This is a genomic window from Photobacterium lutimaris (genome assembly GCF_003025555.1).
Taxonomy (GTDB): Bacteria; Pseudomonadota; Gammaproteobacteria; order Enterobacterales; family Vibrionaceae; genus Photobacterium; species Photobacterium lutimaris.
In genome coordinates this window covers 31398-49398 of sequence record NZ_PYMH01000011.1, presented here as the reverse complement: position 1 = coordinate 49398, position 18001 = coordinate 31398, and the positions used below count along the sequence as shown (strand labels likewise).

The following is an 18001-nucleotide window of genomic DNA, read 5'->3' as shown; positions in this document are numbered from 1 at the left end:
GTTATTGGGGCACATTTTAGCATTACAAGGGGTTTCACAGCGATTTCAGCACGTTCCGGACAGCGCCCCCCCAACGAGGGAGTGCGTGGTAGTTGAAAATAATGCTATTTAGCCAATTCCCAGGATTTATCCTACTGTGCCTTGGAAGCAGTCAAGAAACAAGCTGTTTACAACGAGAGTCAGAGCAAGATCATAACGGGCAAACGGGCAGGAAAAAGGAAGAGGAAGAGGAAGAGGAAAAAGCGGCTTAATCCGCTTCTTCAATCCAGCACATCTGCACAGCTTCAAGCACCCGCTCACTACAATGTTCGGGATCATCATCAAATGCTTCCAATGCCAAGATCCACTCCCTCAAGTCGGTAAAACGGAGCGTCACCGGATCAACATCCGGATGCTGCTCGGACAGCTCGATAGCCAACTCCCGTGAATCAATCCATTTCAAGCCCATAACTCTCTCCTCCAGTTTATGCTCCCTAGCCTATTAGTGTAGCCAACGGCCCAATACAGACAATAATCCATAGCCATAAAAAAAGCCCTGACGGCTTTCACCATCTGGGCTTTTATCTCCAAGTAACGTCACGTTACTTGGGCTAAATCATCTTAGTGGTTTTCCGATGCCAGATTCAGGGTGTATTTCGGGATCTCCACCACCAAATCCTCATCAGCGACCTTGGCTTGACAACTCAAGCGCGATTCCGGCTCCAGTCCCCATGCCTTATCCAGCATGTCATCTTCTAGCTCGTCACTTTCATCCAGTGAATCAAAACCTTCACGAACAATGCAGTGACACGTGGTACACGCACAGGACTTTTCACACGCATGTTCAATGCCAATACCGTTGCGCAGTGCCACGTCAAGGATAGTTTCGCCTTCTTGCGCGTCTAGCACTGCCCCTTCCGGGCAAAGCTCATCATGGGGTAATACAACAATTTTAGGCATGCCTAAACCTCATCAATCGACTGACCAGCCAGTGCCCGGCGGATAGACTGATCCATCCGGCGCGATGCAAACTCCTGACTCGCCTTATCTGTTTTCTTAATTCCAGTTTCAATCGCGTACGGGTCGGTACCCTGACGCAGCTGAACCAGTTCCATCATGACGGCTTCCAGCTCGTCGCGCTCTTCTTTGCTCAGCAGGGTATCCCCGTCCTGAGCTAGCGCTGCAATCAACCCTTCCAGAACACGATCCGCTTCCACTTGCTGCTCGGCAAGGGCGCGGGCGTCTTTATCGTCCTGGGCAAAGGTCATTGAATCGCGGATCATTGTCGCGATTTCATCGTCGGTCAGGCCGTAAGACGGCTTAACTTGGATTGAAGACTGTACACCACTGCTCTTTTCCATTGCGGTAACCGATAGCAAACCATCGGCATCGACTTGATAGGTCACACGGATGTGGGCCGCACCAGCCGCCATTGCCGGAATGCCGCGCAAGGTAAAGCGCGCCAGAGAACGACAGTCACTGACCATTTCTCGCTCACCCTGTACCACATGGACTGACATCGCGGTTTGACCGTCTTTGAAAGTGGTGAACTCCTGGGCTCGGGCAACAGGAATCGTGGTGTTGCGCGGAATGATCTTTTCAATCATGCCACCCATGGTTTCGATCCCCAGAGACAGCGGGATCACATCCAGCAGCAGCATATCAGCATCCGGCTTGTTACCTGCAAGGATATCAGCCTGAATCGCGGCACCAATTGCCACAACTTGGTCGGGGTCAATCGATGTCAGTGGCTCTTTGCCGAAGTAGCCCCCCACCATTTCGCGCACCAATGGTACCCGTGTCGAGCCACCGACCATGACGGTTTCAATCACTTCATCAGCGGTCACGTCGGCGTCTTTCAAGGCGCGACGGCATGATATCAAGGTCTTTTTAACCAGTGGTTGGATCATGGCGACAAACTGCGCACGAGTCACGCTCCCCTGCCAGCCCAGCACATCCACCGACACCTCGTCAGCATCAGACAACGCTTCTTTGGCTGCCTGTGCCGCATCTTGCAGTTTACGCTGTGCAATCGCATCACGTTCAGTAATACCGGCTTGCTCGGCTAGCCAATCCGCCAATAGGTGATCAAAGTCATCACCACCCAGAGCCGAATCACCACCGGTTGCCAGTACTTCGAATACACCTTTAGACAAACGGAGGATGGAGATATCAAACGTGCCACCGCCCAAGTCGTAAACCGCAATCACCCCTTCCTGACCAGAATCAAGGCCATAGGCAATCGCAGCGGCTGTTGGCTCATTGAGCAAACGAAGTACATTAAGGTTAGCCAGTTTGGCTGCATCTTTGGTACCGGCACGCTGAGCATCATCAAAATAGGCCGGAACGGTGATCACTACGCCTTCAAGATCCCCTCCGAGGGTATCTTGCGCACGCTGGTTCAACGTCTTAAGAATTTCTGCTGACACTTGCACAGGATTGACATCACCGCCACGGGTGATCAGCTGAGGCAACCCGTTATCGGTTGCACTGAACTGGTATGGCATATGCGGATAACGCGTTTGAATATCGGCCAGCGAGCGCCCCATCATACGCTTAACAGAAATGATGCTATTGACCGGATCCTGCTGGGCAATGTTACGGGCTTCATGGCCGACAACAATGCCGCTTTCGCTGTAGTGAACTGCCGATGGCAAAATCGCCCGGCCGTGGTCGTCTTTCAGGGTTTCCGGAACGCCGCTGCGTACTGCAGCCACGAGAGAGTTAGTAGTCCCCAGATCAATACCCACCGCCAATTTATGTTGGTGCGGCGCAGCGCTTTGACCGGGTTCAGCAATCTGTAACAGTGCCATTTTCGTTCCTGTGGTGTTTATACCGGGCTCAGAAAAAATTAATCAAGCAGGCTATCTTCCAAGCGCTCGACTTCTTCACGCAGCTTAACAATAAATTTTAGCTTGCGCACGGCGTCAGCCGCCACTTCCCAGCGTTCATCAACAAGTAATTGTTCAAGCTCAGCCAACTGCACTTTGTAGAGCGTTGAGGCGTGCTGCTCAAAGTCAAACAACGCGCTTTCTGGATCACTCGATTCAGGGATCTCTTCCAACTCTTCACGCAGTTCCATTTGTTGCATCAAAAAGGTCGGATCCTGCAGCGTTTTATTCTCACCGCGGATATCAACACCGTTGACTGACAACATGTACTCGGCACGGGAGATAGGGTTTTTCAATATCTGGAAGGCATCGTTGATCTGCGCGGCTTTCTGCACAGACAACAAGCGGTCACGCTCGGAAGCCGTAGCAAATTTGTCTGGATGGAAATGACGTTGCAATTCGCGGAACTGAGTTGCAAGAAGGCTACCGTCCAGCTGGAACTGAAAAGGTAGCCCAAAGAGTTCGAAATGATTCATATCGCGTGAGTTTCTGTAAAGACTGAGTCTAAAATAACTGAACCTGATCCTCCCTTGCAAAAAGGCAGCAATCAGGTCCAATTGGCTCAGCGATTATACGTTGAAGCTTTCACCACAGCCGCATTCGCTGGATACATTCGGGTTGTTGAACTGGAAGCCTTCGTTTAGACCTTCTTTGGCAAAGTCCAACTCAGTGCCGTCCAGATACACCATGCTCTTGGCATCAATGATGATCTTCACCCCTTTATCTTCAAAGATCTGATCACCTTCGTCTAACTGGTCGACAAATTCCAGTACATAGGCCATTCCCGAGCAACCAGAAGTCCGAACACCCAACCGTAGGCCGATGCCTTTTCCTCTGTTTTCTAGGAAACTAGCTACGCGACTCGCTGCCGCTTCAGTAATCGTTATGGCCATACAACAACCCTTAGAAAATTAATGTTCTTCGTGTTTCTTTTTGTAATCACTAACTGCCGCCTTGATTGCGTCTTCCGCAAGAATTGAGCAGTGAACTTTTACAGGTGGAAGCTCAAGCTCCTCAGCAATCGCAGAGTTCTTGATGCTAGCAGCTTCGTCCAGTGTCTTGCCCTTAACCCACTCAGTGATCAGTGAGCTTGAAGCAATCGCAGAACCGCAGCCGTACGTTTTGAACTTGGCATCTTCGATGATACCTTCTTCAGTCACTTTGATCTGAAGTTTCATAACGTCGCCACAGGCAGGTGCCCCTACCATGCCGCTACCTACGTTTTTGTCGCCTTTATCAAATGAGCCTACGTTACGCGGGTTCTCATAATGATCGATAACTTTTTCACTATATGCCATGACAGTTTCCTCGAATACGTGATGACCGCAAGATTAGTGGTGTGCCCACTCGACCGTGTCCAGGTCAATACCTTCTTTATACATATCCCAAAGCGGAGACATGTCACGTAGTTTCTCTACCGCACCGCGGATCTGTGAAACTGCGTAGTCTACTTCTTCTTCCGTCGTGAAACGACCGAAAGAGAAGCGAATTGAGCTGTGTGCCAGTTCATCGTTCAGGCCTAGGGCACGAAGAACATACGATGGCTCCAGGCTGGCTGACGTACACGCCGAACCTGATGAAACAGCAAGATCCTTCAGGGCCATCAGTAGTGATTCGCCTTCAACGAATGCAAAACTAATGTTCAGGTTGTTCGGTAAGCGTTGCTCAAGATCACCATTGATAGTCATCGCTTCAAGCCCCTCAAGGCCTTTCAGCATGCGTTCACGCAAAGCAAGTGCGTGCTGGTAATCTTTGTCCATCTCTACGTTAGCAATGTGGCAAGCTTCACCCATACCCACAATTTGGTGAGTCGCTAGCGTACCAGAACGGAATCCACGCTCATGGCCGCCACCGTGCATTTGTGCTTCCAAACGGATACGTGGCTTACGACGAACGTAAAGAGCACCAATACCTTTAGGACCGTAAATTTTGTGTGCAGACAAAGAGATCAGGTCGATTTTCATTTCCTGAACATCGATTGGTAGCTTACCTGCTGACTGAGCAGCATCAACGTGGAAAATCACTTTCTTCTCACGGCATAGCTCACCGATAGCGGCGATATCTTGAATAACACCGATCTCGTTGTTCACGTGCATGATTGAAACCAATACCGTGTCTTCACGCATCGCGTCACGCAGCTTAGCCATGTCAATCAGACCGTTTTCTTCCGGCTCAAGGTAAGTCACCTCATAACCTTCACGCTCTAGCTGGCGACATGGATCAAGTACTGCTTTGTGTTCAGTCTTACAGGTGATCACGTGCTTGCCCTTCTTACCGTAGAAGTGGGCTGCACCTTTAATAGCCAGGTTATCTGACTCGGTAGCACCTGAAGTAAATATGATTTCGCGTGGATCGGCGTTCAGCAGTTCAGCAATTTGCTCACGGGCGGTATCAACCGCCTCTTCAGCCTGCCAACCGAAGCGGTGAGAACGTGAAGCCGGGTTACCGAAGTTTCCATCCATGGTCATGCATTGCATCATTTTTTCTGCAACGCGAGGATCTACTGGGCAAGTAGCGGAATAATCAAAATATATTGGCAGTTTCATCTTCATCTCCGAAAACACGGACGTCTGGACTCTAGGAGCGAACATCGACACCGATTGCGGTGCTATCGTGTGTATTTTTATGTCCAAATGACGACTTAGTTAGAACCTGATCCTGACGGTCAGATATTTCTTGTACGTCATTGTCTTGCATCAACTCACCAAGAGTGATGTTGTTCAAAAAACCGCTGATACGGGAGCTTAAATCACGCCATAGCGTGTGTGTCAGGCAGCGAACACCACCTTGGCAATCAGCTTTACCGTGACACTTTGTCGCATCTACCGATTCATCGACGGCAGCAATTACCATACCTACAGCGATATCATTGGCATCTTCGCCGAGGCGATACCCCCCACCTGGTCCACGAACACTGGCAACAAGGCCAGCTTTGCGCAAGCGAGAGAATAACTGTTCCAGATAGGACAACGAAATCCCCTGTCGCTCGGAAATATCAGCGAGAGGAACCGGACCATCCTGAGAGTGCAAAGCCACGTCTAACATGGCTGTGACTGCGTATCTTCCTTTTGATGTCAATCTCATAACACACCGCTACCCACGTTTGTCTATGAGAGGGAGTGTCGCATACCTGACTAAAACGGTCAAGTATTTACCTGACTGTTTTAGTCAGGCTTTTAACCATAAGGTTAATGTGTCTATTTGTCTTTATGTTCGAGCGATTTTTCAACCGAGGATAAGATACCGCGCAGAATATTCAACTCCTGGGACTCAGGGCGAGCACGGGTAAATAAGCGACGAAGTTTCGCCATTACCATGCCAGGGTGCTTCTTGTTGATAAACTGGGTTTGCTTGGCCACTTTTTCAAGGTGCTCGTAGAACATTTCTAGCTCTGCGGCACGCGGGTATTCTTCGACCAGCCCGTCATTGGCGTGTTTTTGTTGCTCGAGATACGCCATACGCACTTCATAGCTAACCGTTTGAACCGCCATCGCTAGATTTAGCGAACTGTACTCTGGGTTGGCAGGAATATAGACGTGGCAATGACAGCGTTGCAGCTCTTCATTGGTCAACCCTGTCCGCTCGCGACCAAATAATATCGCCACATTATGAGAGGGTGCCTCAGCAATGGTTTTGATACCGCATTCGCGAGGGTCTAACTGTGGCCACTCGAGCGTTCGTGAGCGTGCGCTGGATCCAATAACCAAACCACAATCAGCAATAGCCTCATCAAGGGTAGAGACAACTTTTGCTTGTTCAACAATATCGGCTGCACCTGCTGCCAACGCGTAGGTTTTCTCATCGACCTCACAAGCAGGATCAACCAAAATCAGGTTGGTCAAACCCATTACTTTCATCGCTCTGGCCGCAGAACCAATATTACCGGGATGCGATGTTCCCACAAGAACTACACTGACTTTATCTAACATAGGAGGTGCAACTTTCAACTCTATCAATCGAACCGACAGATTTTAACACAGAGATTTTAAAAATGGTGAAAACATGTAAAAACTTTATACCAAAGCAGGTTCTGTAAGTGGATAAAATCGCACCACTTGGGTTGACAGCCACTGCGCGAATAAAAAATAACCACTTCCCTTTTGCCCTAGCTCTGATATACTCGCCGCCGCTTTTTAGTTCTTTAACATCCGTTGGGAAGATCCTATGCATCCTATGCTGAATATTGCCATTCGTGCTGCACGAAAGGCAGGTGACCATGTCATTAAGTCTCTAGAAAAATCACAAGCTATTGAAGTTGCCAATAAAGGCAATGATGTTGTTACCAACATCGATAACGAAGCAGAAGCTATCATTATCGACACTATCCGTAAGTCTTACCCTGAGCACTGCATCATTGCAGCAGAAAGTGGTACGGTTGAAGGCAAGGACAAAGAATGTCAATGGATCATTGACCCAGTGGATGGCACCAAGAACTTCGTTCGTGGTTACCCTCACTATGCAATCTCTGTTGCACTACGTATGCGCGGCCGCACTGAAGTAGCAGCTGTTTACGATCCAATGCGTAACGAGCTTTTCACTGCTACTCGTGGCTCAGGCGCACAGCTAAATAGCCAACGTCTTCGTGCTTCTCAGCCTCGCGACCTTACTGGCACAACGCTGGCAACTGGTCTACCGTTTGCTGCTAAGCAACACGCTGAAAGCTACATCAAGATTCAGAGCGCTCTTTTCGTTGACTGTGACGACATGCGCCAATCTGGTTGTGCAGCCCTAGACCTTTGTTACCTCGCTGCAGGCCGTGTTGACGGCGTATTCCGCCTAGGCCTAAAGCCTTGGGAAATTGCCGCTGGTGAACTAATCGCTCGCGAAGCTGGTGCTATCTGTACTGACTTCACTGGCAACACTAACTACCTGGTTACAGGCAACCTTGTTGCTGGTAACGCTCGCGTAGTTAAGCCACTGCTAAGCAAAATCCGTGAACACGGTAGCGAAGCCCTAGCGAAGTAATTCTCGCTAACTGGAAAATATCAAACGCCCCGGTGATGAAAATCACCGGGGCGTTTTTTTATCTTTCAACAACTACACTTTTCCTGTGCACTAAGGAGAAGTCAATGAAGTTAGTTTATCCCTTTTTGATCGGCATGGTGTGGGCTATGCCATTGCACGCTGGAATAACAGATCCCGACTGTACTGCTGAGAAAGCAGCCAAAAGTACAGCTTCCAAGATGACAGTGGGGGTTAGCGGCCGCTGCACCCCAAAAGAAGCGGCTAAAGACACGGCCACCGGCGCCGTCAACAATGCCTTGCCCGATGAGGGTGTTGCAGGCAAAGCCGTAGACGCCGCCATGCCAGGCTCATCAACTGACAAAAAAGACGTCAAGGCCAATAGCCAATAGGAAAAGCGATATGCTCTTCCCCACTCTAAACAAAAACGGAGCCCTTCGGCTCCGTTTATTCCTTCAAAGAGTAAAGACTCCGCCATTAAGGCATAGCATCAAACTCTTCACCTTCTTTGTCGATTTGCGGTGGCATCAAGTGCTCACGGGCAATACCCAGTTTCAGCGCCAGTGCCGAAGCCACGTAAATGGATGAGTAAGTACCGACAGTGATACCGATCAGCAAGGCTGCGGCAAAACCATGGATCATACTGCCGCCTTTCAAGAACAGCGCAATGACCACAAACAAAGTGGTCGCCGAGGTGATCAAAGTACGGCTCAGGGTTTGAGTAATCGAGTTATTCATGACCTCGATTGAGTCACCCTTGCGCATCTTACGGAAGTTCTCACGGATCCGGTCAAAGACAACAATGGTATCGTTGAGCGAGTAACCGACAACGGTCAGCAAAGCTGCCACGATAGTCAAATCGATCTCGATCTGAGTAAACGAGAAGATACCAATGGTGATAATCACATCGTGAGCCAATGCCAATACGGCACCGGCCGCCAAACGCCACTCAAAACGAACAGATACGTATAGCAAGATACAGATCAGCGACACCAAGATCGCCAGACCACCAGCCTCGGCCAGTTCATCACCCACATTCGGGCCAACAAACTCGATTCGACGCATTTCTACAGCTTGACCTGTACCCACTTTCAGAGCATCGATGATCTGGTTGCCCAGCTTCTCACCTTTTGCATCTTCACGCGGCTGAAGGCGAACCATGACATCCCGTGCAGTACCGAAGTTCTGTACGATGGCATCGCCAAAACCCGCATCTTCCAGCGATTCACGGATCAGGCCCAGATCAGCAGGCTGCTCGAAGCCCACTTCAATCAGGGTACCACCCGTGAAATCCAAGCCCCAGTTCAGTTTTTGGGTGGTCACTGTACCAATGGCTGCGAAAATCATAATAATCGAAAGGACAAATGCCCCTTTCGACCAGCGCATAAAGTCGATCGCCTTATCCGCTTTCATTATCTGAAACATGTCAGCGTCTCCTTAGATCGACAGTTTATCGACGCGCTTACCGCCGTAAACCAAGTTAACCAGTGCACGAGTACCGACAATGGCCGTGAACATGGAAGTCAAAATACCAATTGATAACGTAACGGCGAAACCTTTAATCGCACCGGTACCCACTGCAAACAAGATGATTGCGGTGATCAGGGTGGTAATGTTGGCATCGGCAATCGTACTGAAGGCATTCGAGTAACCCTGCTGAATCGCATGCTGCGGGCTACGGCCCTCACGAAGCTCTTCACGGATACGTTCGAAGATCAGTACGTTGGCATCAACCGCCATACCGACTGTCAGAACAATACCGGCAATACCCGGCAGGGTCATGGTTGCACCTGGGATCATCGACATAACACCGATAATCAGCACCAGGTTCATCAACAGTGCCATGTTGGCGAACAGACCAAAGCGGCGGTAGTAAATCAGGGTGAACAGCATAACTGCGACCATACCCCAGATCATCGCCTGGATACCCATGTCGATGTTCTGCTGACCCATTGATGGACCAATGGTACGTTCTTCGACAATTGAGATAGGTGCAATCAGTGCACCAGCTCGTAACAGTAGCGCCAAGTTATGGGCTTCAGCTTGCGAGTCGATACCGGTAATGCGGAAGTTACGGCCCAGCGCAGTTTGGATAGTTGCCTGGTTAATCACTTCTTCGTGTTTTTCCAGAATAACCTTGCCACTTTCTTCACGCTCGCCACTGTCTTTATATTCAGTAAAGACAGTCGCCATCAGCTTACCCACGTTGTTACGCGAGAAGGCTGTCATCTTGCTACCACCTTCGCTGTCTAGCGAGATGTTTACCTGAGGACGGCCATATTCATCGGCACTTGAGCTGGCATCAGTAATGTGAGAGCCCGATAGGATCACACGTTTTTTCAGCACAACGGGACGGTTATCACGGGTGAACTTCACTTCGCTACCCGGAGGAACACGGCCAGAAGCCGCAGCCGCGAGGTCAGCCGAGTTATCTACTTCGCGGAACTCAAGGGTTGCCGTGGCACCGAGGATCTCCTTGGCACGGGCAGTATCTTGAACACCCGGAAGCTCAACCACAATACGGTTGGCACCCTGGCGCTGAACCAATGGTTCGGCCACGCCCAGTTCGTTAACACGGTTACGCAGGATAGTGATGTTCTGCTCGACCGCGTAGTTGCGGATTTCCTGTAGCCGCGCATCGGTGAATGTCGCACTTAGCAAGAAACCACTGGTCGTATCAGTAAACAACATATCCGGATGAAGACGCTGTAGCTCACGCTTGGCTTCTGCCAACTGCTCTACATTACGCAGACGAACTTCGACAGCCTCATCGGTTTTGCTGATTGCGCGGTAGCGAATTTTCGCCTCTCGCAATTCAGTACGGAAGGTTTCTTCTTGCTGGCCCAGCAATTTTTCCATTGCTGCGTCCATGTCTACTTCCATCAAGAAATGCACACCGCCACGCAGGTCAAGGCCCAGTTTCATTGGGCTCGCGCCGATGGATTCAAGCCAGTCAGGAGTAGAAGCGGCAAGATTCAAGGCAACAACGAAGTCATCGCCAAGCTGTTCGTTAAGAATATCGCGAGCACTGATTTGAGTATCAGTGTCGTTAAAGCGGACCAGGACAGTACCGTTTTCGAAAGCGACTGATTTATAGGAGAGTTGATTTTGTTTTAAATCTTCGGTGACGGCATCCAGCGTGGACATATCTGCCGAGGCGCCACGCGCCCCGGAGATTTGAATTGCTGGATCTTCACCGTATACATTGGGAAGTGCGTAGAGCAAACCGATGATCAGTGTAAACACCACCATCAAGTTCTTCCACAAGGGATAACGGTTTAGCACTGCAGTGATCCTTCAAAGCAAGTTTTACAGAGACTTCATTGTGCCTTTTGGCAGTACTGCAGTTACAAAGTCTTTCTTGATAGTAACTTCAGTCGTATCGTTTAGCGCGATGACAATGTAGTCGTTTTCTTCAGATACCTTGGCGATTTTACCGACAAGGCCACCGCTGGTAAGTACTTCATCACCTTTGCCCATAGAAGACATCAGGGTTTTGTGCTCTTTCACACGCTTCGCCTGTGGGCGGTAAATCATGAAGTAGAAGATTACGGCAAAAAGGCCAAGCATGATGAATAGCTGCATACCGCCGCCCTGTGGTGCACCTTCAGCTGCTGCGTGTGCTTGAGAGATCAGACTCATTTACTAACGTCCTCGATTATTTGTTGTCATTTAATGGTGGAACTTCACGGTTACGACGTGCATAGAATTCTTCTACAAACACATCGAAACGATCTTCTTCAATCGCACTACGAATACTTTCCATCAAACGCTGGTAGTAACGCAAATTGTGGATTGTGTTAAGGCGCGCACCCAAGATTTCATTACATTTATCCAGATGGTACAGATACGCCTTCGAATACTTGCGACAAGTGTAACAGTCACAGTGCGGATCGAGAGGGGTTGTATCCGTTTTATGTTTCGCATTACGGATCTTGATCACACCTCCGGTCACAAACAGGTGGCCGTTTCGGGCATTTCGCGTCGGCATCACGCAGTCGAACATGTCGATACCGCGGCGAACACCTTCAACCAAGTCTTCTGGTTTACCCACACCCATCAGGTAACGCGGCTTGTCTTCAGGTAGCTGCGGACACGTGTGCTCAAGCACGCGGTGCATGTCTTCTTTCGGCTCGCCGACAGCAAGACCACCTACCGCATAACCGTCAAAGCCGATATTAGTCAGGCCCTCAACGGAAACATCGCGCAAGTCTTCATATACACCACCTTGGACGATACCAAACAGTGCATTTTTGTTACCAAGTTTGTCAAAGTGATTACGGCTACGCTGTGCCCAGCGTAGAGACATCTCCATCGACTTCTTCGCTTCGTCGTGTGTCGCCGGGTATGGCGTACACTCATCGAAGATCATAACTACGTCAGAACCTAGGTCCTTCTGGATTTCCATCGACTTTTCTGCGTCCATGAAAATCTTGTCACCGTTTACCGGGTTACGGAAATGCACACCTTCCTCGGTAATTTTACGGATATCGCCCAAGCTGAATACCTGGAAACCGCCTGAATCCGTCAGGATCGGCCCCTGCCACTGCATAAAGTCATGCAGGTCACCATGCATTTTCATGACCTCTTGGCCAGGACGCAGCCATAGGTGGAAGGTATTACCCAGCAGGATTTGCGCGCCGGTTTCTTCCACTTCTTCCGGGGTCATGCCCTTAACGGTACCGTAAGTACCCACTGGCATGAAGGCCGGTGTTTCTACCGTACCACGCTCAAACTGCAAACGACCACGACGGGCACGCCCTAGGGTTTTATCTAATTCAAATTTCACAAAGCCTCCAACAGCCAGAGAAACAATCTGACATAAACGCCCCCACCCCGCTAAGGTTAGGGACACGACAATGGCAACACCCGGCACACGCCAGTCCTGCCTAAATATACCCGCCAATTAAGAAGGCAGGTGTTCCACTCCGCCCTATAGCGTAGTGGAAGAAGATGTCATCGTCTGGGCTTTTCGCCGAGAGATGAAACGTACAAAGGCCGCATTTTAACAAATGCAGCCTCAAGTAACACTGACTTAGTCAATGAAAAGTACGATTACGCGGTTTTGCGAGTAATGAACATCGAATCACCGTAACTGAAAAAACGGTATTTATTTTCAACAGCTTGCCGGTATGCATTCATGGTGTTGTCATAACCCGCAAAGGCACTCACCAGCATGATCAGGGTGGATTCCGGCAAGTGGAAGTTGGTGATCAGGACATCAATCAGTTGGTATTCATAACCCGGGTAGATGAAGATTTCGGTATCACCGAAAAATGGCTTCAGCTCTGTGCCTTTCTGCTTGGCATCCTGAGCTGCACTTTCCAGAGAACGTACCGATGTCGTGCCTACTGCTATGACGCGCTTGCCGTTGGCTTTGGTCGCATGAATCGCCGCAACCACCGCTTCTGGCACTTCAACATACTCGGCATGCATGTGGTGGTCGTTGATATTGTCAACACGTACCGGCTGGAAGGTACCAGCACCAACATGCAAGGTAACAAAAGCAAAGTTCACCCCTTTCGCCTTAAGGGCTGCCATCAACTCGTCGTCAAAATGCAGGCCGGCCGTTGGGGCCGCGACAGCACCCGGCTTGGCGTTGTATACCGTTTGGTAGCGCTCTTTATCGGCTTCTTCGTCAGGACGGTCAATGTAAGGAGGAAGTGGCATATGGCCGACTTCCTCAAGGATTTCTAATACCGTCTTGTCGCTGTTAAAGCGAATTTCGAACAATGCATCATGGCGGGCAACCATTTCAGCCTGGTACTCATCATTCTCGCCAAGGAACAACTCATTACCGGGTTTGGGGGATTTTGACGCACGCACATGGGCAAGAATACTCTTGTCATCCAACATACGCTCGACCAAAACTTCCATCTTACCGCCAGAAGCTTTGCGACCAAATAAACGCGCCGGGATCACACGGGTATTGTTGAACACTAACAAATCACCCGGCTCGACCAAATCCAGTACATCTTTGAAGCCTTTGTGTGCGAGCTCACCAGTATTGCCGGTCAGCTGTAGCAAGCGGCTAGCAGTGCGCTGAGGTTGCGGGTAACGAGCAATCAGCTCATCAGGTAGGTCAAAGTCAAAATCAGAAACTTGCATCATTAGGGCCCTAAATTACAGCAGGCAGCTAGTATAGGCTGCCACACTGCAATATCAAGCAAAGATCATCTTGATAGGGTTCGCTAGGAATCCTGCGTAAAAGCTAACTCACCACACCTCGGCGAAACCCGATAACAACACTCAGCAATAGCAAACTACCGATACCGATATTGCCGCCACCGCCACTGCTATTGCCACCACCACTGGCCACCGACTGGACACCTTCTACGGCATCCCCGGCCCCATCGTAATTGGCCGTGAAGGGATCGACATCAAACTCCGGTGTCGCCTGATTAAGGAAACCCGGGCCAATTTCGCCCTCTAACCAAGTCGTTTGGCCTGCCACTTCCGAGTAAACTCCGGGCAACCGTCCTGCACAGCCTTCACCAAAGCTGACTAGCCCGACCAAGCGCAGGCCAAAGTCGCTATCGGCAGCGGCAAGCGGATCTTGCCATACCAAGGGGCCACCCGAGTCGCCAAAGCAACTGTCTCTGCCGAGCGTAGGCGATACCGATCCAGCACAGAGGAAGATACCCGCTTCACTACTGTTAATATTTCTCCCCCACATAGAGTTACAGATGTTATCTGGCACCCCGGATAGCACGGTTTGCTGAAGCCGGGTTGCCCCGGAGCTGGAATCATTGGCATCGGTACTCCCCCAACCTGACACCAGTAAGTTAGGCTGGCGTTCGCCATCGGAGACCCAACCATTGGCAAAGGCTTGATCGGCGCGTTGCTGCTCATCCGCAGATGCGAGGCGGATTGGTAAGGCACCGTCGGGCAATGTGCTGGACAGTTTCAGGATGGCTATATCATTGGCAAACCGAGATGAGTTGTAATTAGGGTGGAGGACAATTTCACGCACTGACACAGAATTCATTGAACCAGCACTGAATATACTGGTGATGCCAACCCACACCCGTACATTCTCGGGTTTGGCCGTCTCGCTGCCATTACGGATGCAATGGGCGGCGGTCAACACCGCATCGGTGCTGATCACCACCCCACCGCAGATAAACGTCCTTTCGCTCGCTCCCTCACCGAAGGTCATATTAAGGTAAGCCTGCCAAGGTATCTCATTCGTTCCTGACTTGATTCCACCAATGATTTTGGCTTGTGGTTCGGGAGCATCGCTATGAACATAGAATGGAAACCACATCGCCCAAGACAGCAAAATAAACAGCAGCTTACGCATTGACTCATTCCTCTACAGCATCATTTCAATGAGTATACGACACAATCTCTTTTTTAACTTGTGAGAAACAAATGAGAAACAGCCAAATAACTTGCCAGTTCTTTGACTGGCGTCATAGGTCGTGCAGCCAGGATTGGCTACAGTCATAAGGAGAGCTAAAAAGGACGTTACAAAGCCTGCAACGCGGGCAATAACAACAATAACTCACCGTTATAGAGGAGGCTTTATGTTTACCGTTTCCGACATGATGACACCCCATCCCCATACCCTGACCGCATCGCACACCTTGGCCGATGCCAAGCGGCTAATGGCAAAGCATCATATCCATCATGTTCCCATCACCGACAAAGATAACCAACTTATTGGCTTAGTCAGTCAGCGGGATGTCCTTGCGGCCCAAGAGTCGAGCCTTGAACAGATATCCAAAAGTACCTTTATTTCAGCGCTGGATATTCCACTCGAGCAAACCATGCACCGAAACCTGAGAAGTGTCGATCCGACAGCTGGGCTGAAACAGGCCGCGCTCTACATGCAGAAACACCAAATTGGCTGTTTACCCATTGTCGACCACAATAAGTTAGTCGGGATCATCACCGATACCGACTTCGTCTCTATTGCCATTAATTTACTGGAGCTACAAGAAGAGGTCGAGCCGATTGAAAACGACTCTACATCCACCTTCTAAACATCAGCCAAGCACTGCGCCAGAAAGCCCAGCAGCGCCTATCCACGCATGAACTTTCTGGCCCACCTCCACCTTGCCCAGCAATGTAATAGCCATCTCGCGGGTAACCTTTTAGCCGATTTCATCAGGGGTGACCCCTATCGGCAGTTCAACCAAGAGATCGCAGATGGCATCAAGCTGCACCGTTTCGTCGACAGCTATATCGATGCCATGCCGGAAGTGCGTCAATGCCGACAACTGTTTGGCCCTGATACCCGCCGGGTCAGCGGTATCGCTCTCGATATGATCTGGGACCACTTCTTGGCCCGTCACTGGCTGCACTTCCACCACCAGCCACTGCAGGACTTTGTTCGCGAGGCCAGAGCAGAAGTCGAGCTATACCAGCACAACATGCCAGAACAATACCTCCTCACCATGAACCGGATGTGGCAGCAAAAGTGGCTACTGCAATACCGGCATACCGAATCACTGGAAGTATCGCTGGTCCGGATGGCCCGCCGCAGGCCTAGGCTCCACCAGCTCGCCCTTACCCCTCCCGTCCTCATGGCTAACTACCATGAACTGGAGCAACAGTTCTTCTCGATTTATCCGCAAGTGGAACAGGCAGCAAAAAACTTCCACCCCAACCGCAACCAACCCGTTAGTTCACCCGAAAGCTAAAGTACGCGTGGTAAAGCAAACCGTATGGATAAAAAAAGAGCGCCGTTAAGGCGCTCAAAAATCAAAATAGGTTGTAACAATTACTAGGAGGTTTAGGTGTATCGATTATTTAAACTGCTCTTCTTCTGTCGAGCCAGTCAGGGCAGTAACCGATGAATTGCCACCTTGGATAGTATTGGTCATCTTATCGAAGTAGCCGGTACCCACTTCCTGCTGGTGAGCGACAAAGGTATAGCCTTTGTCTGCCGCTTCAAACTCTGGACGCTGAACTTTCTCAACATAGTGACGCATACCTTCACCCTGAGCATACGAGTGTGCCAATTCAAACATGTTGAACCACATGTTGTGGATACCCGCTAGGGTAATGAACTGGTATTTATAGCCCATGTTCGATAGTTCCTGCTGGAACTTGGCAATGGTTTCTGCATCCAGGTTCTTCTCCCAGTTGAAAGAAGGCGAGCAGTTATACGCAAGTAGCTGATCTGGGTACTGGGCATGGATCGCCTCGGCAAACTTACGTGCCTCTTCCAGGCAAGGGGTGGCCGTTTCACACCAAATCAGATCGGCATAGGGTGCATAGGCAAGGCCACGGGCAATCGCCTGATCAATACCGGCACGCACGCGGTAGAAGCCTTCTTGGGAGCGCTCACCGATAATAAAGTCTTTATCGTATGGGTCGCAGTCTGAGGTCAGCAAGTCGGCGGCATTGGCATCAGTACGGGCAATGACCAAGGTTGTCGTTCCGGCCACATCCGCTGCCAAACGTGCCGCAACCAATTTCTGTACCGCTTCCTGAGTTGGTACTAGTACCTTACCGCCCATATGACCACACTTCTTCACAGACGCGAGCTGATCTTCGAAGTGTACACCTGCCGCCCCGGCATCAATCATATTGCGCATTAGCTCATAGGCATTCAGTACACCACCGAAGCCAGCCTCAGCATCCGCGACAATGGGTAGGAAGTAATCAATACCTTCTTCTGGCGAACTACCGGTTGACCATTGAATTTGGTCCGCACGGCGGAACGAGTTGTTGATACGTTTGACAACGGCCGGTACCGAATCCACCGGATACAGTGACTGATCAGGATACATGCTTGAAGCCGTATTATTATCGGCAGCAACTTGCCAACCTGAGAGGTAAATCGCTTCGATACCCGCTTTTGCCTGCTGTACCGCTTGACCACCGGTCAGCGCGCCCAAACAGTTAACGTACCCTTTTTTCGCGTCACCGTTGACCAGATCCCACAGTTTGTCGGCACCACGCTGCGCGATGGTATTAGCCGGGGCAAAAGAGCCGCGTAGGTTAATAACCTCTTCTGCGGTATAAGTACGCTTAACATGCTTCCAACGTGGGTTTTCCGCCCAGTCCTTTTCCAAAGCTTCAATTTGTTGCTGGCGAGTCAATGTCATAATGATGTCCCTCGTTTCATTTGGCGATAATCCGCATCACATTTTGTTATTGGCAAAACTGACTTCTTATCGGCCCGCTAGGATTGACCATCACGGGCCTTTTCTCGT

Annotated in this window: 20 protein-coding genes; 4 read left to right on the top strand and 16 right to left on the bottom strand. The window is 50.2% G+C overall.

Going from position 1 to position 18001, the window contains the following annotated elements:
* Positions 1 to 247: 247 nt before the first annotated feature.
* The 9 genes from iscX to trmJ all read right to left on the bottom strand — a co-directional run bounded on the left by iscX (position 248) and on the right by trmJ (position 6799).
* Positions 248 to 448 carry a Fe-S cluster assembly protein IscX gene (iscX, locus tag C9I99_RS19635; RefSeq protein ID WP_107350532.1) on the bottom strand — a complete coding sequence of 67 codons (201 nt, stop codon included), beginning with the start codon at positions 446 to 448 and terminating at the stop codon, positions 248 to 250.
* Positions 449 to 600: 152 nt separating this feature from the next.
* Complete coding sequence (gene fdx, locus C9I99_RS19630) at positions 601 to 939, bottom strand: ISC system 2Fe-2S type ferredoxin (protein ID WP_107350531.1); 339 nt, start codon at positions 937 to 939, stop codon at positions 601 to 603.
* A 2-nt stretch (positions 940 to 941) separates the two neighbouring features.
* On the bottom strand, positions 942 to 2792 hold the full coding sequence (hscA, locus tag C9I99_RS19625; protein ID WP_107350530.1) for a Fe-S protein assembly chaperone HscA: 1851 nt from the start codon (positions 2790 to 2792) through the stop codon (positions 942 to 944).
* Between the two features lie 38 nt (positions 2793 to 2830).
* On the bottom strand, positions 2831 to 3346 hold the full coding sequence (hscB, locus tag C9I99_RS19620) for a co-chaperone HscB (RefSeq protein ID WP_107350529.1): 516 nt from the start codon (positions 3344 to 3346) through the stop codon (positions 2831 to 2833).
* A gap of 93 nt (positions 3347 to 3439) precedes the next feature.
* Positions 3440 to 3763, bottom strand: coding sequence for an iron-sulfur cluster assembly protein IscA (iscA, locus tag C9I99_RS19615; protein WP_107350528.1), 324 nt, complete (start codon positions 3761 to 3763; stop codon positions 3440 to 3442).
* Between the two features lie 18 nt (positions 3764 to 3781).
* On the bottom strand, positions 3782 to 4168 hold the full coding sequence (gene iscU / locus C9I99_RS19610) for a Fe-S cluster assembly scaffold IscU (RefSeq protein ID WP_107350527.1): 387 nt from the start codon (positions 4166 to 4168) through the stop codon (positions 3782 to 3784).
* A gap of 33 nt (positions 4169 to 4201) precedes the next feature.
* On the bottom strand, positions 4202 to 5416 hold the full coding sequence (locus tag C9I99_RS19605) for an IscS subfamily cysteine desulfurase (protein ID WP_107350526.1): 1215 nt from the start codon (positions 5414 to 5416) through the stop codon (positions 4202 to 4204).
* Between the two features lie 31 nt (positions 5417 to 5447).
* Positions 5448 to 5954, bottom strand: a complete 507-nt coding sequence (gene iscR, locus C9I99_RS19600; protein WP_107350525.1) for a Fe-S cluster assembly transcriptional regulator IscR — start codon at positions 5952 to 5954, stop codon at positions 5448 to 5450.
* A gap of 113 nt (positions 5955 to 6067) precedes the next feature.
* Positions 6068 to 6799 (bottom strand): tRNA (cytosine(32)/uridine(32)-2'-O)-methyltransferase TrmJ, encoded by a 732-nt coding sequence (gene trmJ, locus C9I99_RS19595; RefSeq protein ID WP_107350524.1) that lies wholly within the window; start codon positions 6797 to 6799, stop codon positions 6068 to 6070.
* A 235-nt stretch (positions 6800 to 7034) separates the two neighbouring features.
* Here trmJ and suhB point away from each other — a divergent pair, with 235 nt between their 5' ends.
* Together suhB and C9I99_RS19580 are read left to right on the top strand one after the other, a co-directional pair.
* Positions 7035 to 7835 carry an inositol-1-monophosphatase gene (gene suhB / locus C9I99_RS19585; protein ID WP_107350522.1) on the top strand — a complete coding sequence of 267 codons (801 nt, stop codon included), beginning with the start codon at positions 7035 to 7037 and terminating at the stop codon, positions 7833 to 7835.
* Between the two features lie 104 nt (positions 7836 to 7939).
* Positions 7940 to 8224: a hypothetical protein gene (locus C9I99_RS19580; RefSeq protein ID WP_107350521.1), complete on the top strand. Its 285-nt coding sequence runs from the start codon at positions 7940 to 7942 to the stop codon at positions 8222 to 8224.
* An 85-nt stretch (positions 8225 to 8309) separates the two neighbouring features.
* Here C9I99_RS19580 and secF read toward each other — a convergent pair whose 3' ends face one another.
* From secF to C9I99_RS19550, 6 genes are all read right to left on the bottom strand, one after another.
* Positions 8310 to 9257 (bottom strand): protein translocase subunit SecF, encoded by a 948-nt coding sequence (gene secF / locus C9I99_RS19575; protein WP_107350520.1) that lies wholly within the window; start codon positions 9255 to 9257, stop codon positions 8310 to 8312.
* A gap of 12 nt (positions 9258 to 9269) precedes the next feature.
* Positions 9270 to 11117 (bottom strand): protein translocase subunit SecD, encoded by a 1848-nt coding sequence (gene secD, locus C9I99_RS19570; protein WP_107350519.1) that lies wholly within the window; start codon positions 11115 to 11117, stop codon positions 9270 to 9272.
* 24 nt (positions 11118 to 11141) lie between these two features.
* The gene (gene yajC / locus C9I99_RS19565) at positions 11142 to 11474 is read right to left on the bottom strand and encodes a preprotein translocase subunit YajC (RefSeq protein ID WP_107350518.1); all 333 of its coding nucleotides are present in this window, start codon (positions 11472 to 11474) and stop codon (positions 11142 to 11144) included.
* 16 nt (positions 11475 to 11490) lie between these two features.
* Entirely contained in the window at positions 11491 to 12621 is a 1131-nt protein-coding gene (tgt, locus tag C9I99_RS19560) for a tRNA guanosine(34) transglycosylase Tgt (RefSeq protein WP_107350641.1), read from the bottom strand.
* Between the two features lie 266 nt (positions 12622 to 12887).
* Positions 12888 to 13940, bottom strand: coding sequence for a tRNA preQ1(34) S-adenosylmethionine ribosyltransferase-isomerase QueA (gene queA / locus C9I99_RS19555; protein ID WP_107350517.1), 1053 nt, complete (start codon positions 13938 to 13940; stop codon positions 12888 to 12890).
* A 103-nt stretch (positions 13941 to 14043) separates the two neighbouring features.
* Entirely contained in the window at positions 14044 to 15135 is a 1092-nt protein-coding gene (locus tag C9I99_RS19550) for a S1 family peptidase (protein WP_107350516.1), read from the bottom strand.
* A 226-nt stretch (positions 15136 to 15361) separates the two neighbouring features.
* On the opposite strand from C9I99_RS19550, the gene C9I99_RS19545 reads away from it, so the two are divergent.
* Positions 15362 to 15820 (top strand): CBS domain-containing protein, encoded by a 459-nt coding sequence (locus C9I99_RS19545; RefSeq protein ID WP_107350515.1) that lies wholly within the window; start codon positions 15362 to 15364, stop codon positions 15818 to 15820.
* A gap of 48 nt (positions 15821 to 15868) precedes the next feature.
* Positions 15869 to 16480 carry an acyl carrier protein phosphodiesterase gene (locus tag C9I99_RS19540; protein WP_107350514.1) on the top strand — a complete coding sequence of 204 codons (612 nt, stop codon included), beginning with the start codon at positions 15869 to 15871 and terminating at the stop codon, positions 16478 to 16480.
* A gap of 105 nt (positions 16481 to 16585) precedes the next feature.
* On the opposite strand, the gene aceA is transcribed toward C9I99_RS19540, so the two are convergent.
* The gene (gene aceA / locus C9I99_RS19535; protein ID WP_107350513.1) at positions 16586 to 17893 is read right to left on the bottom strand and encodes an isocitrate lyase; all 1308 of its coding nucleotides are present in this window, start codon (positions 17891 to 17893) and stop codon (positions 16586 to 16588) included.
* Positions 17894 to 18001 lie beyond the last annotated feature (108 nt).

What these genes read in the sequence shown, in the direction of transcription:
- hscA (WP_107350530.1), bottom strand. Translation starts at nt 2,792, where the DNA reads ATGGCACTGTTACAGATTGCTGAACCCGGTCAAAGCGCTGCGCCGCAC.
- suhB (WP_107350522.1), top strand. Translation starts at nt 7,035, where the DNA reads ATGCATCCTATGCTGAATATTGCCATTCGTGCTGCACGAAAGGCAGGT.
- hscB (WP_107350529.1), bottom strand. Translation starts at nt 3,346, where the DNA reads ATGAATCATTTCGAACTCTTTGGGCTACCTTTTCAGTTCCAGCTGGAC.
- fdx (WP_107350531.1), bottom strand. Translation starts at nt 939, where the DNA reads ATGCCTAAAATTGTTGTATTACCCCATGATGAGCTTTGCCCGGAAGGG.
- iscR (WP_107350525.1), bottom strand. Translation starts at nt 5,954, where the DNA reads ATGAGATTGACATCAAAAGGAAGATACGCAGTCACAGCCATGTTAGAC.
- C9I99_RS19605 (WP_107350526.1), bottom strand. Translation starts at nt 5,416, where the DNA reads ATGAAACTGCCAATATATTTTGATTATTCCGCTACTTGCCCAGTAGAT.
- queA (WP_107350517.1), bottom strand. Translation starts at nt 13,940, where the DNA reads ATGCAAGTTTCTGATTTTGACTTTGACCTACCTGATGAGCTGATTGCT.
- aceA (WP_107350513.1), bottom strand. Translation starts at nt 17,893, where the DNA reads ATGACATTGACTCGCCAGCAACAAATTGAAGCTTTGGAAAAGGACTGG.
- C9I99_RS19580 (WP_107350521.1), top strand. Translation starts at nt 7,940, where the DNA reads ATGAAGTTAGTTTATCCCTTTTTGATCGGCATGGTGTGGGCTATGCCA.
- C9I99_RS19545 (WP_107350515.1), top strand. Translation starts at nt 15,362, where the DNA reads ATGTTTACCGTTTCCGACATGATGACACCCCATCCCCATACCCTGACC.
- iscA (WP_107350528.1), bottom strand. Translation starts at nt 3,763, where the DNA reads ATGGCCATAACGATTACTGAAGCGGCAGCGAGTCGCGTAGCTAGTTTC.
- C9I99_RS19550 (WP_107350516.1), bottom strand. Translation starts at nt 15,135, where the DNA reads ATGCGTAAGCTGCTGTTTATTTTGCTGTCTTGGGCGATGTGGTTTCCA.
- yajC (WP_107350518.1), bottom strand. Translation starts at nt 11,474, where the DNA reads ATGAGTCTGATCTCTCAAGCACACGCAGCAGCTGAAGGTGCACCACAG.
- trmJ (WP_107350524.1), bottom strand. Translation starts at nt 6,799, where the DNA reads ATGTTAGATAAAGTCAGTGTAGTTCTTGTGGGAACATCGCATCCCGGT.
- iscU (WP_107350527.1), bottom strand. Translation starts at nt 4,168, where the DNA reads ATGGCATATAGTGAAAAAGTTATCGATCATTATGAGAACCCGCGTAAC.
- secF (WP_107350520.1), bottom strand. Translation starts at nt 9,257, where the DNA reads ATGTTTCAGATAATGAAAGCGGATAAGGCGATCGACTTTATGCGCTGG.
- iscX (WP_107350532.1), bottom strand. Translation starts at nt 448, where the DNA reads ATGGGCTTGAAATGGATTGATTCACGGGAGTTGGCTATCGAGCTGTCC.
- C9I99_RS19540 (WP_107350514.1), top strand. Translation starts at nt 15,869, where the DNA reads ATGAACTTTCTGGCCCACCTCCACCTTGCCCAGCAATGTAATAGCCAT.